The 16,141-nt window shown below is 53.5% G+C and carries 8 protein-coding genes; all 8 read left to right on the top strand.

The annotated features are described in order from the left end of the window. The first annotated feature begins 106 nt into the window (after positions 1-106). The 8 genes from ACA079_RS15390 (at position 107) to ACA079_RS15425 (ending at position 15,802) form a co-directional block, all read left to right on the top strand. Complete coding sequence (locus tag ACA079_RS15390) at positions 107-2,215, top strand: CHAT domain-containing protein (protein ID WP_497704195.1); 2,109 nt, start codon at positions 107-109, stop codon at positions 2,213-2,215. Between the two features lies 1 nt (position 2,216). After that, complete coding sequence (locus tag ACA079_RS15395) at positions 2,217-3,974, top strand: ShlB/FhaC/HecB family hemolysin secretion/activation protein (RefSeq protein WP_497704196.1); 1,758 nt, start codon at positions 2,217-2,219, stop codon at positions 3,972-3,974. A 14-nt stretch (positions 3,975-3,988) separates the two neighbouring features. Next, a complete protein-coding gene (locus ACA079_RS15400; protein WP_497704197.1) occupies positions 3,989-8,953 on the top strand; it encodes a beta strand repeat-containing protein in 4,965 nt (1,654 codons plus the stop codon). A 589-nt stretch (positions 8,954-9,542) separates the two neighbouring features. Further along, positions 9,543-10,067: a cupin domain-containing protein gene (locus ACA079_RS15405; RefSeq protein ID WP_497704198.1), complete on the top strand. Its 525-nt coding sequence runs from the start codon at positions 9,543-9,545 to the stop codon at positions 10,065-10,067. A 695-nt stretch (positions 10,068-10,762) separates the two neighbouring features. Continuing rightward, on the top strand, positions 10,763-11,380 hold the full coding sequence (locus ACA079_RS15410) for a hypothetical protein (protein WP_497704199.1): 618 nt from the start codon (positions 10,763-10,765) through the stop codon (positions 11,378-11,380). Beyond that, entirely contained in the window at positions 11,377-13,386 is a 2,010-nt protein-coding gene (locus ACA079_RS15415; RefSeq protein WP_497704200.1) for a hypothetical protein, read from the top strand. The genes ACA079_RS15410 and ACA079_RS15415 overlap by 4 nt, the downstream gene beginning before the upstream one ends. Next, positions 13,383-14,354: an ATP-binding protein gene (locus ACA079_RS15420; protein ID WP_497704201.1), complete on the top strand. Its 972-nt coding sequence runs from the start codon at positions 13,383-13,385 to the stop codon at positions 14,352-14,354. Before ACA079_RS15415 ends, ACA079_RS15420 begins: the two co-directional genes overlap by 4 nt. Continuing rightward, the gene (locus tag ACA079_RS15425; RefSeq protein ID WP_497704202.1) at positions 14,351-15,802 is read left to right on the top strand and encodes a hypothetical protein; all 1,452 of its coding nucleotides are present in this window, start codon (positions 14,351-14,353) and stop codon (positions 15,800-15,802) included. Before ACA079_RS15420 ends, ACA079_RS15425 begins: the two co-directional genes overlap by 4 nt. Positions 15,803-16,141: the final 339 nt, after the last annotated feature.

The raw sequence follows: 16,141 nt of genomic DNA on the forward strand, positions 1-16,141 counted from the left end.
GGTTGGATCCACCCCCTAGACTTCCTCAGCATACCGGGGCCGGCAATTTGCCTGGCTCAGCGGCACACGTCAGCGCGTGCCCCGTGCACTGAGAGATGAGCGACAAATGGACAGGACCCTTGGCTTGCAAACGGTGTGCATCTCCCTGACGTTGCTGGTAATGGTCTGGGCCCCACTTTCAGACGCCGCTGACAAGCCTGGTGCCGAATCGGCGGTAGCCGCGGTCTCCGCTTCATCCCTTGCAGATGCCGACACCATGCTGGGCCTGACGGAGGAGGGCGCCGTGCTCTATCAGCAGGACCCGTTGAAGCTCAGTGGTTATCAGTATTGCAGTCAGGCGGTGGCCCTGGCCGAGAGCGGCGAGTTGCGCCTGAGCGCGCGGGCTTCGGGTAAAGCGCTGTACCTGGCCAAGACCAATAACGACCCCAACCTTCAAGCCGTGGCCAGTCGCGATTTGGCGATTGCCTTCAGCTATGCCGGGCAACTGGACAAGGCCGAATCGTTCGCCCGTGAAGCGCTGCGCCTGCCCGCCAAGGATCCGCAGAAGGTCGTCGGCCCTGCCTACAAAGTCATCGGCGACGTGCAAGCCCGAAGAGGCGACTATCGCGCCGCGATCGCCAGCTACGAGCAAGCGTTGGCGGGGGCATCGGAACGTTACAAACCCTTGATCCAGGCATCGCTGGTCAATGCATTGATCGACTCGGGCGATCTGCCTCGAGCCCGCCAGCTATTCAACTCGTTGAACAAACCCGGGGAACCTGCCCAGGCCGCGCAGCTGCAACGCACCGAGGCGCGGCTGCTCCTGGCCGAGGGGCAGCCGCGTCAGGCCAGCGCGCTCTATCGGCAACTGGCCGAACACCCGCCCAGCACGGATAGCGCTTATTACCGCGTCTGGGCCTGGGACGGCGTAGCCCGCAGCGAGGCCGCGCTAGGCAACAAACAGGCGACCGCCGAGGCTTATGGCAAGGCGCTGGAAGAGCTCGATGGCATGCGCGCCAGTTTCCATAGCGACGAATTCAAGATGGGCTTGTTCTCGGATGTGCAAAGTATTTTCGAGCGGGCCATCGGCTTTTATGCCGACCAGGGTGACGATGCCAGCGCCTTTCAGACCAGTGAGCGCAGCCGCGCCAGGGCGTTGCGCGATGCGGTGCGCGAGCGCTCGCCAGTGCCCGAGGACATGACCCGCACACAGAGCCTAGCGCAAATGCAGGCAGCCTTGGCGGCGGATGAGCGGGTGGTGCAGTTTCATGTGCTGCCCGATCGGCTGTTGAGCTGGACCGTGGGCCCCACGATGCTGGAAAGCCACAGCCTGGCGATCGATTCGAAGAGCTTGACGCAGTTGGTCGAAGCCTTTCGCGACGCCTTGGCCAACGGGCGCCAGAGTGCGGTGGCGGTGGCCGACAAACTGGGTGGGGCGCTGCTCGGGCCAATGCAGCTCAAGTCGGGCCAGCGTTTGATCATCGTCCCCCATGGCCCGTTGCACTACTTGCCGTTCCAGGCACTGCGTGTCGATGGGGCCTGGTTGATCGAGCGCCATCCGCTGTCGCTGGCGCCCTCGACGAACATTGCCCTGGGCCTGGCCCAGCGCACCCCGAAAGTCCACGCCAGCCTCACCGCGTTCGGCAACCCGCGCGTGGAAGACAGCCTGGACTTGCCTGGCGCCTCGCGGGAAGTCAAGCAATTGGCCCAACTGTTCCCGCGCAATCAGTTGTTCATCGGCGCGTCGGCCACCAAGACTGCGTTTCGCGCCAAGGCCGATGGCTCACCGCTGCTGCACATGGCCGCGCACGCCCAGGCGGATCGTCTCGACCCCTTGCACTCGCGCATTCTGCTGGCCAACGAAGGCGGGCAGCGCAGCTTCCTGGAAGTCAGCGAACTCAGTGGCATGAACCTCTCCAATACTGCGCTTGTCACGCTGTCGGCCTGCGAGTCGGGCCTGGGGCGGGTCGATCGCGGCGATGAAGTGCAAGGCTTTCCCCGAGGCTTCCTGATGGCCGGGTCTTCGGCACTGATCGTCTCGCTTTGGCCGGTCTCCGATGATGCCGCCGAGCTGCTGATGCGCACCCTGTACCGCGAGCTTGCACGCGGCACGGACTTGCAACGGGCCATGCAGGCCGGGCAGCTGGCGGTACTGCATCAACCGCGCACGGCCCATCCGTTCTTCTGGGCACCGTTCAACCTGATCGGTAACTGGCGACTGACAGTAGGAGAGTGATATGCACAAGCGTGTGAATCAAACACGTGGCGCTTGGCAAAGCTGGGCCTCACTGTGGTCGCTGGCCAGACCGCAAGGGCGCTGGACGACTGTTGCCTGTATGGGTCTGCTCAGCTGTCACCCGGCCTGGGCTGCCGAACTCGCGCCCAACACCGGTGATCTGCAACTCCTGCCCGGTGCAAATAGCAACCTGTGTGCATCGTGCAACCCCGGTGAGAAATTGGAGGCGCCGACTCCCAAAGCAGCGCCGTCGGCAAACACGGTCAGCACGGGGCCGACGGTGGTATTACGGGAAATACGCTTCAATGGCGCTCGGCAGTTCCCCCCACAACGGCTGCAGGCACTGGCTGCCAACTATGTCGGGCGTCCTGTCGGATTGGCGCAGTTGGAGCAGTTGGCGCAACAGGTGACCAACCTGTATCACAGCGAAGGGTATTTTCTTGCCCAGGCCATCGTGCCGGCGCAGAAGGTAAGCGACGGTGTGGTGGAAATCACTGTGCTCGAAGGGCGCCTGGGTAAAGTGCTACTCCAGGTGGACCCCAGTGCCCCCCTGTCCGAAGAATGGGTTCGCAAATATATGGCACCGCTTGAGCCGGGCCAGCCATTGCGTGCGGACAGTTACGAGCGGGCGATGCTGCTGCTTTCCGACCAGCCCGGGGTCAAGGTTCAATCGGGATTGCAGGAGGGTGTGGAGCCTGGCACCACGGACCTGGTGGTCGAAGTCACAGCCGCTCCTCGCTGGTCGTTTGCACTGAATGCCGACAACAACGGTACCAAGGAAAGCGGCAGAGCACGCGCCGGTGGTTCGGCGCGTTGGGCGAGCCCGACAGGCGTGGGCGACAACCTCGATCTGAATGCACTGTTTTCCAACGGCAACGGCGTCAATTACGGGCGGGTCGCCTACGACCGCCCCCTGAATGGCGACGGCCTGCGCGCCGGGGTGGGTTTTTCACGGGTCGAATATGACCTGGGCGGCGCTTTCTCTGAGCTCGGCGCCACTGGTACAGCCTACGTCACTGAAGCGCTGCTGAGTTGGCCGCTGATGCGCCAACGTTCGCAGAACCTGCTGCTGCGCACGCGCCTGGAACAGCGGCGCCTGGAAGATCGCTTCGACGAGTTTGACTGGAAAAGCCGCAAGGAAATCTACGGCATCGGCCAGGGCTGGGGTTGGGAGCGCCGCGACAACTGGCTCGGTGGCGGCTATTGGTCCAGCAACGGGGAACTCTACTACGGACATTTGCGCTTCAAGGATGACGAGGCCGAAGAACTCGACAGTGGCCCGTTCGGCCTGCATACCGCCGGTGACTTCTTCAAGCTCAGCGGTAGCCTGGCGCGGCTGCAGGGGGTGACGTCCACCCAGAGCCTGTACTTGTCCGTGGGTGGCCAAATGGCCAGCCGTAACCTGGACTCCTCGGAAAAGCTCGCCCTGGGCGGTGCCCATGCGGTACGCGGCTATGCCACCAGTGAAGTGCTGGTCGACGACGGCATGCTCAGCACAGTCGAATGGCGCTGGTCGGCCAGCGAGTTATTGACCCCGTACCTGTTCTACGACTTCGGGCGCGGCCGGCAGCTGCATGATGCGCCAGTGGCCGTGGAGAACTGGCAGACCCTCAGCGCCACCGGTATAGGCCTGGTCATCGCCAAGCCCGCCGACTTTCTGATCAACATGTCACTGGCCTGGGGCTTGAATGGCCCAGGGGTAACCGACGGCGGCGACCGGCAGCCGAGGTTTTTCGTGGAATTACAAAAGTGGTTCTGAATGTGGAGGCGATCATGAACGCAAGTCTCGGTGGTGACGTGCACGTTGACCCTGGCCATTCCCGGCGCGTGAACAGTAACTTCGCGCTGCATCCACTGGTCTTGGCGTTAGCTTGCCTGGCTATGCCGGGGTTGGCATTGGCCTTGCCGGAGGGATTCAACCCGGTGAGTGGGTCGGTGACCCAGAGTCTGGCTACGCCCGGGGTTATGAACCTGCAACAGGGCACCGACCGCGCGATTGTTAACTGGAACTCGTTTTCCATAGACCAAGGGCAAGGCGTAAATATCAGTCAGCCGGGTGTCAGCAGCATCATGCTCAACCGCGTCAACGGCGGCTTGCCATCGACCATTGCCGGTAGCCTTACGGCCAACGGTCGGGTGTTTCTGGTCAACCCCAGCGGCATGGTGTTTGGCGCAAGTTCCAGGGTGAGTACAGGTGGGTTGGTAGCTTCGACCCTGAACATTTCAGATGATGATTTTAATGCCGGTCGCTGGAATTTCAGCCGGGCAGTCGGTAACAACGCCGCAGTCATCAACAGTGGCAATTTACAGGCTGGACCTGGTGGCACGATTGCCTTGCTCGGCGCAGTGGTGCGTAACGAAGGCAGTATCAAGGCTGATGGCGGGACTGCTGCACTGGTGTCCGCGCGGCAAGTGACACTGGATTTCCAAGGTGATGGGCTGACGAATTTCAACATTCCTGGCACCGAACTAGACCAACTGGCCCTGGTGGAGAACACTGAGACTGGCCTGGTGCAGGCTGATGGCGGGCGCGTAAAGGTATTCGCGAACAGCAATGCAGTAGCGCCGCTGGTGGTCAACCAGAGGGGCATACTGCGGGCGCATTCGTTGGAGAATCATGGAGGAGAAATTATTCTGGCAGTTGCCACCAAGACAGACAATGACCCTGTTCCGCTCGGTGGCAACCGTGTCGAGATTGGTGGCACGCTGGATGCCAGTGGTGTCGGCGGCGCACCCGGTGGTCATATTCGCATTGGTGGTGCGGGTCTCTACCTCAACAACACGGCTGTACTGGATGTCAGTGGTGCGTCTGGCGGTGGTCGTATCGATATCGTGGCCAAAGAGTCGGCGGCACTGGCCATCGGTTCCAGTCTGAACGCCAATGCCCTTGGCGATGGCAATGGCGGTACGTTGAACCTGCAGGGTGGGAGAAGCTTGACAGCCCATGGGAGCCTGCAAGCGCGTGGTGCAGGCAGTGGAATCGGTGGCTCTGTCGAAACTTCTGCGCAGGCTGTAAACCTTGCCAGAGTGAGGGTGGATGCAGCCGGTGCTGCCGGGCAACCAGCGGGTACCTGGTCGATTGACCCTGTCAACATCCGGGTATCGCACGATTCTGGTGACGGTTGCTGCGCCTTGGAAAATCCCTTTGATCTAGTGACAGCAGCGAACTCGGTGGTTTTGGATAGTGCTATTAATGTATCGCTGAATAGTGGCAGCAATGTGCGAGTTCATACCGAGCCGGCGACCGCTTCGAACGTGGGAGGCCGGATTACAATTGAGGATGGCGTCTATATAAGACGGAGTGCAGGGAGCAATCCCTTGGAACTGCGCTTTGATGCAAACGAAGATATTCTAGGGCGTAACTTTTTTATCGTCTCTGAAGCAGGTCCTTTGGATGTGGCATTCAACGCCAATGCTAATGGTTTTCGTCCGACTGCGGGAGATATAGACTTTTCATTTGTCAGCGGTGGCCTCAATGATGTTGATATAGATGATAACGGAGTTGTGGATACCCGATCTGTAATAAGAACTAACGGTGGGAACGTTACTTTTCTCGGAGGAGGAGCAGGTCCGGTTTCGACTTCACCGCTTGGAGACATCCCCGCTATTATTCTCAGCGACTTGCAGATAGACACATCCTCAGGAAACGGCTCGGTCGTGATGGGGAGCCATACAGCGGGCGATACGGTTGTAAATCTTTTTGGTGTGGATATACGCACGTCGACCGGAGGCATAGCGATTCAAGGGCAACGACCTGAGGCAAATGCTATTGGGGTCATAGTCAATAACAGCTCACTTGAGTCCGATACCGGCACTATTGCCCTATTGGGCAGCAGCTTCGTAGATTCTGGCGTGAGGATTGAAAATGACAGCCGGATTTTTTCAAGCGCTGGGAACGTTTCAATTTTCGGTAGTACAAACCAGGGTTTGTCTGGCCTGGCGGTCGTCGACAGCGAAGTGGGCAGTGTTGCAGGAAACGTAGCGCTGGCAGGTATTTCTGTAAGTACCCTCGGCGTGCAGTTGTCAGGTAGCAGCCTGAATAACTCCAGTGGAGATATCAGCGTAAGTGGACGTTCTAATGAATCCACGGGTGTCGAGGTATCAGACAGTATCATCAGTGGTGAGAGTGGACGCTTTGCCTTGAGTGGAGTTTCAGTGGCTGCCACCGGCGTAGACTGGTCCGAGACTGAGTTGAATGTACTCAGCGGGGATGTGGTCGTAGCGGGGAGGTCATCAGGTTCCCAAGGTGTACTGTTGACGGACAGTGATTTCATTTCGAACAATGGAAGCGTAACGATCAGTGGTCATTCAGATGACTCTGTTGGCGTGCAGACATCGGGCGGCCGGTTTGAATCAGTGGGTGGCAACATAGCGATTAGCGGCAGTTCGGTAAACTCCACTGCGCTGCTGTCGTCGGGCACTGATGTCGTATCCGACAGCGGAAATGTAAGTTTGTTTGGCAGCTCATCCCATGAAGTCGGTGTTTCACTTGAGGACGACAGTCTTGTTTCGACTGCTAGTGGAGCGGTACTGCTACAAGGCTTCACTCCAGACGGGGTGATGGGAGTTAACATACTTGATAGTACGATTGAAACGCAGAGTGGCATTATTACTCTGTTGGGTCAGGCAGGGGAAGTTGGTGATGAACTTGAAGACCGAGTAGCCCTGCAGATAGTGGGTAGTAGTATCACGACCGATCAGGGGAACATTGATGTACGGGGGCGAGTGGCTGCGTCATCCGCCGGCGCAGCAGTAATTTTCGATAGCTCATCGCTGGACAGTGTGGTTAGTTCTCAGCGCGGCAATGTAAGTCTCGCAGGTGAAGCAGTTGGAAACACGAATGCCATGGGACTGCAGATCAATGCCACAGCGATTTCCGCCGGGAATCTACTACAGCTGCGAGCTGCCACGGACAATCCGGACCAGATCGCTTTGGCCATCGACAACAGTACGCTTGGAGGGACGGTGGCGGTTAATTTTCGCCCAGGCGGCGTGACCTCTGACGGTGAATTAACGGATCACGTTTCAACCCCTATCCAGCTGGGTGGCGGATTTGACGGGGACGCCCCCGTCAGCAATTTCCGGATCAGCCAGGACATCATCGACCAGGTAACTACCCCCTTGTTGATCCTTGGCAGCGATATTCAAACCGGTTCGATTGTCGTGGCCAGCGATATATCTATCGGCGATGGCACCCAGCTGACCCTGCAAGCCGAAGGCAGTGGCGGCTCCATTGATGTTCGCGCACCGTTGAATATGGCCGACGGTACGCTCGCGTTATTGGCCGATGGCCCCGTGAGCCAAAGTGAGACCGGCATTATTACTACGGGGCAACTCGTGGCGAGCTCACGTAATGCCAGCGTTCTATTGAACCTCAGTAATGATATTGGTCGGTTTGCCGGCAGCGCTGGCACGGAGCTTCGCGTCACTGATCGAACCGACGATCTATTGCTTGATGACCTGGCATTCGGATCAATGTCCGGGGATGCCTCGATTCAGCGGCAATTGGCGGGCACCCGTGCGGGTACAAATACCGTGCTGACAGTGGAAGAGGGCGATCTCTTGCAATCGTCTGCCGCTAATGTCGTCACCGACGGCCTGCTGGCGATCAGCACCAGGGGAAGTGTTCAATTGAACAATGCCGGCAACGCTTCGCGTGTGGTGGCAGGTCAGTCCGCGCAGACATTCAGCTACACCAATGGTACCGGCCTTACCTTGGGTAATGTCGCTGGTGCTGCCGGTGTTCGTGCCAACCAGGTGGTGTTGCGCGCATCGAGCGGTGACGTCACACAGATAGCCGGAGCAGATATCAATTCCGAAAGCCTGTTGGTGGAAAGTGCAGCTGGCAACGTACTGCTCAACAATTCTGGCAACGCCCCTCACGTTCTAGCCGGTCACGCCGCTCAAGCATTTTCCTTTACTAACCGGGACAACCTCAGCATCGGCACCGTCGATGGCGTTTCCGGCGTCCAGGCCGGGAGTGTGTTCATACGCAATCTGCAAGGTGACCTGACCCTGGATCAACCTGTCACGGCCACCGCTGGCAGCGCCGTGTTGGTAACCGGTGGCCGCCTGCAGAACCCCACTGGGCAGACCATTTCAGCCAGCAGTTTCTGGCAAATATGGGCAAACACCTGGATTGGCGAGAACCGTGGTGCACTGGCCGGCTCCGGCAGCCTGCCGAACCTTTATGGCTGCGCTTTCGGCGGCGCCTGTGCCAGTGCTGCGGGGCTTGCGGCGACGGCGGGTGACAATCACTTCATCTACCTGCAGCAGCCCACGGCGCAGATCACGATCGGCTCCGGCGCCGGGCCATTTGGCTTAACACCGAGGTTTCGCACTAGTATCAGCGGGTTAGTACTGGGAGACACCGGCAATGGCATCAACGGTTCGCCCGACAGCGAGTTCTCGCAGATTGCTCGCCCCGGGACCTTTTCCGTAGGCGGCACGTTCACTTCGGCAGAGGGCTACCTGCTGACAGTGGTGCCCGGCACCTGGACCAATTACCTGACGGCGGCTGTGGAAGCCCGTCCCGATTGGACCCGCGAGCGCCCGGACACCTGGCTGTACGACCACAACATGGGTGGCGCCGCGATGTGCGCTGCGCCCGGCGTCACCATCGCCAGTGCGGTGCAGGAAGGCGATGTTCTGGCGCGTGAGTGGTCACTGGTCAAGTCGCGACCCAAGCTGAGCTCCTGCGTGGCCAGTGATAAACAGAATGGATGCTCTGATTTCTAGAGCGCTGGCAAACAGTGCGCCCAAGGCGTTTTTAAGCCTTGGGTATGGGGGCTGTGCACCTCTGGTAGCTGTAGAAGGCGACGGAAAGGTTGTGCCAATCCTCGATTTTGTACCGGGATCAATATGCAAAGGCCGGCTTTGTGCTGTCGCAATTTTGCTCACCGAGCAGCTATTAATCTGATTTGTTCGCTCCCACACCTCGGCGTATCCAGAGCGGCAATGTCGAACTCTATCAGCACACAAACGATTTCGCTCCGCGAGTATCTGCGTGAGGGAGGTTCTAAGCGCTGGATCGTCTTTCAACCTTAGGAGTTCGTTGTCCGATGGAGTCTTCTGATTTCTGCCGACAGGGCTCACAGGCTTCTTCATCGTAGCCCCGACGCTCGCAGCCCATGCTTCAAGTAACACAGGCCTGTTTTATTTATATAACAATAGTGGGCGAGGGTAGTTATTACCCGTGCGTTCAACCTCTAATGGCTAGCTCTACTAAAGAGCTATTTAGCATAGTTATTATTAATCATATTGATATCTATAATAGGGCTAGTGCATTGGCCGCACTCTATTTCAAAGGCTGGAGGGCTCAATCAACATGACTACCAATCCCTTTGATAAACACATTCCCAGCGCTGAGGCTGTGATCGCAGCACTGAACCTGGAACCCCACATGGAAGGCGGTTTCTACCGCAGAACCTTTCAAACCGATCACCACGCGATGGTTGAGACCGCTGGGGGCCGGCGCTACCTGATGACATCCATTTACTACTTGCTGACCAAGGATTCGCCGATAGGTCATTTTCATCTGAACCAATCGGACATCGTGCATTACTACCATGCGGGAGATGCGATTCAGTACAGCCTGATTTTTCCGGACGGCACATTAAAAACGGTTGTGATGGGCAGCGATATAATCGCCGGACAATGTTTGCAGTTGCATGTACCGGGTGGCGTCTGGAAAGCTTCGCAGCTTACAAATGGACTGGCGGGATACGGCCTGATCAGTGAAGCGGTTTCACCAGGGTTTGATTTTGCAGATATGGAGTTGGGTATTCAGCAGCAGCTTACTGAGCAATTTCCCGAACACACGAAGCTGTTTGAGAAGCTGATGGGAGCATGAGGGCTGAGGTGAATTGATCGCTTCAAAAGTCCTCGGAACTAAAGTACTTACATTCCTTTGCAAATAAAATAGCAATAAATACAAGTTGCTAGCTGCATTCGGCATCATAGCATACGACGTTTTGAAAAATAATTACCTCTAGCTTGAGAGCTAAAGTTTTTCCCAAGATAGCGCTGGAAGTATTTTCTTTGCTAAGCGGTAGCGACAATTTTTCGGATATGACTTGCACAGAGTTAGACCGAACAATGGGTGAACGCGTGTTGACTTGGCTTTAAGCCATCACATCAACATAGTTCAAAAAAAGGCACTGACACTGAGACCCCAAAGCCACTAGATTTATCTACATTTCAACCAAGTCGTCCTATCAAAGCGATTGTGTAGCTCGGCTGTTTTAAGGGGTGGCTCATGAAGTATTGTTGCGGGTTGGAACGCCCTCATGCCAGACGGCTACGGCGGATAATACTCTACAAGTATGTGTATGCAGTTCGCGGTAATTAACGCGGGATTTCGATGCTAGACTCGTACCTATAAACAGCAAGCAAATCATTAGTCGAACAACGTTGTTGTGCGGTGCTGGTAAATGTACTGCGTCATTTCTATCTGGCAATTAGTTGGAGTCAGCATATGATTATTTGATATAACGAAAAATATTTTCTGAGGTACATTCAAAATGTACAACAGACAGAGATGAGCTCATGAGCGTGGATCATCGTTCTCTAAAACAAGAGCATAGAAGGCGCATTCTTCGAGAGGTAAGAGCGCGCGGCCATAGCAATAGCAACCTCTGGTATGTGTATAGCGTCAAACTGGATAAAGACCTCGTGTTTCCCTCTGACTTAGCTTTAATTTACTGGTTAGTATTTATTGAGATTAATTTTGATGTGGTGACATTCAAGCAACCTGAAAGGGGGGATAGTTTTGATTTTTTAGTGCAAAAGCAATCAGGAAGTCTATCTGAGGTGGTTTTCTCAGATCAGCATGAAGCAATACTCAGCGAGGGGCAAAACACTTGTCGCGTTTCACGGATGGAGATTTTGGCGTCAGCACCTTTGGCTATCAAGACTATGAAAGCCTTGGCATATGCTGCAGCAATCAGAAGACTTGACTGTACGGCAGCCTCGAATGCTATACGTGCAATCGAAGTTTCGCTTGGGGCGGGAGATGTTCAGGCACTGTTTAAATACGCCCCGCTTATTGCACCATCTGTAATATGTGGAGTTTTAGTACGTCATTTTATCGCCGGATTAGTTGAGATTGATCTGGTGAGCAAGTCCTCATTCGGGCACTACACCCCTTGGAAGTGCCGGTCATGACGACGAAAAATGACGAATCGAACGATTGGGTCGGAGTTTTAAGTAAGAGGGCAGTTGCGTTAGGCACCTTTCATGACTGGTCGAAACCAGAATTAATTGGGCTAACAGATCAAGAACTAAAAGACTATCAAGTAAAGTTTCTAGCAATGAAGTTCTATTGCGAGGGGTTGCCTATTAAGGATATCGTCGTTGCGACGGGAATAAGTAGACAATGCATAAATTATTATGCCGCGCGGTGCATGCAGTTGGCGCCGGATGGCGTTTGGTGGGGGTGCCGCGCGCTGTTACCGCACTTGCACATAAAAGACTACTGCAGAACCAAGGTTGTGGGGCCAAAGCTTCCAGAAGCCCAAGGGGGGCATGCAGGAGCACTGGGCGCGGTTTTTTCAAAATATCCAGAATTAGAGAAACGTTTCAATAGAAAAATCCTTTCGTATCACGACCCCGATACTAAAAATGAATACAGAATTAGGTCAAAGACACTGCATAAGATCTTTCTTGATCTGCTGGAGGAATTTGGTATTAAAGAGAATGAATGGCCGTACAATACAAAGTGCTTGGGGCAGCATTCGATAGGCGATCACATTAGAAATGTTCGAGATGGTAACTTCGGTCGCATCGTGTGCAACGAAGGAGAGCGCGAGGCAAAGGCTCACATGGCAGTCGGAAAAGGCCAGAGGCCTGGACTAATTTATACCGAACCCTACGACGCTGTTGAGATTGATGCTTACAAATTTGACTGTCATTCCTCAGTACAAATGAAAGCTCCGAATGGTACCTATATCGACATAAGAATCAGCAGGATATGGGTTGTTCTGATGTGTGACTGCGCATCTGGCGCAACATTAGCGTACAAGTGCGTTTTCAGAAGTGAGGTCTCATCCACCGACGTGGTCGATGTCATGCGTTATTCGATAGTAGGACAGTCCAAGCCTGAGCCAGTTATTAAAGGGTTGATATATCCCGAAGGCAGTGGATTACCAAGCGAAGTCATTCCGGAATGTAAAGGCGCTTTGTTTACAGTCGTCAAATTTGATGGGGCGTTGGCGCATTTATCGGAGAAAATCACGAATGAAGCCAGAAAGGAGTTGGGCTATTTTTGGACAGTCGGCCCTCCGGGACACTTTGAAAGAAGACCATGTGTAGAACATTTGTTTGGCCTTCTCTCTAACAATGTATTCTGCCGTCTTTTAAGCACAACCGGTCATGGCCCGAACAATGGCCGCGCAGCTAATTGCGAAAAAATTGCCACGCAAGCTCCAATTCTCGCGGAGCACCTGCTTCATCTTCTTGATATTGAGGTCGCGCAGTACAACGCAAGAATCAGTGAAGGCTTATTTTTCTTGTCGCCTTTGGAATATATCAGGCAAAAGCTTGAGAAGGATCAACGGCATTTCCTAGTAAGAACGCTGCCGGATAGTAATAGCAGGGGAGTCACGATATTGCAGTTAAAGAAAATCGTTACTGTTCGCGGTAACAAAGCTAGTGGTCGCCACCCCTACGTCCAGTTCTTGAGAGTGCATTACACTTCAGGTTACTTGCATGAAGCGTGGGCTATGATTGGGGAAAAGATTGTTCTACATATTGATGAAAATGACTTGAGGCTGGTAACGGCATTCACGCTGGAAGGTTTCTCACTCGGTAATCTGATTGCTGTGGGTAAATGGGCCGATACTAAGCACGATATGCGAACACGTAAAGCCATTAATTCTAAGATGATGGACAGAACCTTGCAGGTCAGTTTTGAGCAAGACCCGGTTCTAGTCTATCTAGCTTTTCTAAGCACCTCGAAGAGTAAGAAATCCATAGATATTCCCGCCGACGCGGCAACCGAGGCGAAGCGAGTAGCGGATGAAGGGGGGGTGCCGTTGGTAGTTTCCATCCCTCGTAGCGAACAGGCAACGTATCTAGAAGGAAAGCCATTGGAGTTTTCGGACTCATTAATTATTGGTAAGAAAAATCCAGATCTGAACGAACTGCTAAAACAAAAAAGGTTAAAGTCGTGAGCTCTAATGAAGATAGCATTGATAGGGAAGCCTGCTTAGAGAGTCATCCGGTTGTAAGTACCGCTTATATTTTAATTACGCCGATGATCGCCAAGGTCTATTCGATTCTTCGTGAGAGAGTATTCTCAAGGCACACGGGTACGTTTTTGTATGCGACGTCTCGAAAGGGTAAAACCAAATGTGCTACAACTATTACAGATCTACTAACGATCGAGTTTCCAAGAAAATATATTTTGTATCACTCTGCTGATGGGCATAAATCGGCGCACTTAGTTCGAGACTTAATTACGGGGCTGGGTCTGTCAAGCGGATCAAAAGACCATAGTGATTTACTGGAAAGGTTTATTGTTCATGTGCGTATCAAGGTGGAATCCTTGGGTGGTAGTCATTTTGTGCTGATCATTGACGAAAATCAATTGCTATCAACGGACAGTTGGACTGACCTGCTTGTTATTCATAATCGTTTAGAAGGCCACGGTGTCAGCATGACAACGTTGGGGTTCGGTCAAGAACAAATACTTCAGAAAATAGAATTTTTATTTAAAGTGAAAGCTACCAATTTAGTCGCTCGTTTTTTGTGTGAGCCGATTCGGTTTGATGGTTGTGTATCGGAGGCTGATTTGGAATCTATTCTTAATGAATATGACGTAAATAAAGAATTTCCACTAGATTCCGGTTGTACGTATACCGAGTTTTTCTTACCGAAAGCTTTTGCTGCAAATTTTCGAATGGCTAGTTGCAATAAGAAAATATGGAGTGAGCTGATGAGCGTTGCCGGAGAAGATGGTCCTGGCATTCTACCGCTTGAGCATATATTTCGCGTCATTGAAAGGATTTTGATCAGGTGTCGTCATATGGACTGCTCGGAATTTGAAGTGACGGAAGGAATCGTAAAAGAGGCGGTGGCTGCTAGTCTGATTGCACAATTCGTAGCGATGATCCGTCAATCTGTGAAAAATGATATATGAATATTTCTTATGGTCGATTCAACTATATCCCATTCGAGTCATCTTGGGCGGTGTTGCTAAAAGCGAGTGCGTTAAACCTGGTGCCACCAAAAAAACTACTCCGCAAACTTGCAAGAGTCCCGCAATGCAATAATTCTGTACAGTATTGGAAGGCTTGCGAGATTGACGACTTGGAGATGGCGGCAGCACTTACTCTACCGTATCCTGCAATCAAGAGAGCCTTTATCGATAATCTGGTTGACTGCACACCGTGCACTTCGCAGGTGGTTATTCGGCACTGTTCAAAATGTATAGCTGCGGGGTATCATTCGGTTTTCTTTTTACTTCAGATGATTAAACGATGTCCTTGGCATGGTGAGCCACTTGAGGCGTGCAGGCATTGTAGCAATGTCATTGAGCGAGGATTGCTTTTTGCTCATGCACAGGATGGTTTCACTGCGAAGACGCGCTGTGATCACTTTTTGTTCGATTCTACAGGATCTATACGTTTAAGCGGTGTGACTGCCGAACAGTGGAAAAAGTATGAGGAGTTGGGCTTAAGGATAGAAAAATGGCTCAATGCTGCTAGAGCTATGAAAAGCCCTTTAGTCAACTATGCCATTTCTTTATTGGATGTCGCCTGGGTCAAGAACGAGAGCTTTAGTAATGACGAGAAGTTGATCAACATCGGTCTTACTTTGACCGCACCCGAACTAGGAGAATTCCCGGCTCCAGACGCCATTTCGACATGGGCTGTCCCACCTTTCGAGATTGCGTTGGCAGCGTATAGTCCTCACGAAGCTGCTGAATTTGAGTTTGGTGCGAAGGAAATCTTCACACTGTACCGCTACGTACGCCGTTATCTCTTTAACGCGTATGTAAAACCCCATGGCGCCTGCTTCAGATACCTAATGAGTCTAAGCAGGCGTTGTCGACACGGCCTCGATTGCCAGCGTACCTGCGCAGTGTCCGCCGCGTTTTTGGTATGGTGTGAAGCTTTAAGCTACAAATTTCGTGAGGGGGGGCCAATTAATCTTGTTATGCCGAGTTGGCATGTTCGTCCGGCAACGCCGCGTCAAATAATGGTTCTCTGGATAATGCATTTTTACGGAATATGGACCGGTATCGAAGAGAAATGCACGAGTAGTAATCAAGCGTTAGACCGTTTTTCAGTTGCATTATCGGGCAACGCTTGTCTCGTTTTAGGCGTCGAGGTCATCAGTATCTCCGGCGTTGATCACCAATTGACTTCTGACCTGGCCTGTTTACACGTCTGTCCCGCCTGGTTATCTCGTCAAACGAACAAGCGATGCTGGGCGAGATTGCATGTTAGCGATCAGAGTAACTTTCGCGCGTATGAAACAGTTGAATACTGGACCTACGTACCCGATCCGGCGACCTTTTTACGCTTTTGGTATGGCAATTTCATAAAAAGAGCACGTTCATCGCCATTTGTCGCCGCTGGCTGATGAGCTTTGAGCTCGCGCTGTAGTACACATTGTCGCTAACTTAAGGAGAATGGTGCCCTCGCTTTTTTCATACCTCTCGCCGGTTGTGAGTGTGCTGGTTGCGAACGATCGACCATTGTTGACGTGAGGGGCGGAAGCGAGCTATCGGAACCATCGACCAAAAACCTGCGCCATCTCGGTTGACGCGCCATGCTGTCCGGACCGAGATTCCGCCAGCCGACATCTTCTCGGTACCAGTAACCTTCCGATAAAACGGCATAAACTCTGCCTGAAGATGGTTGTAGTGTGGATAGCAAAGATCGGGCTCCATTGCCGATAACTCGACTGACATAATCGAAC

The sequence above is a fragment of the Pseudomonas sp. LBUM1645 genome (assembly GCF_059716185.1).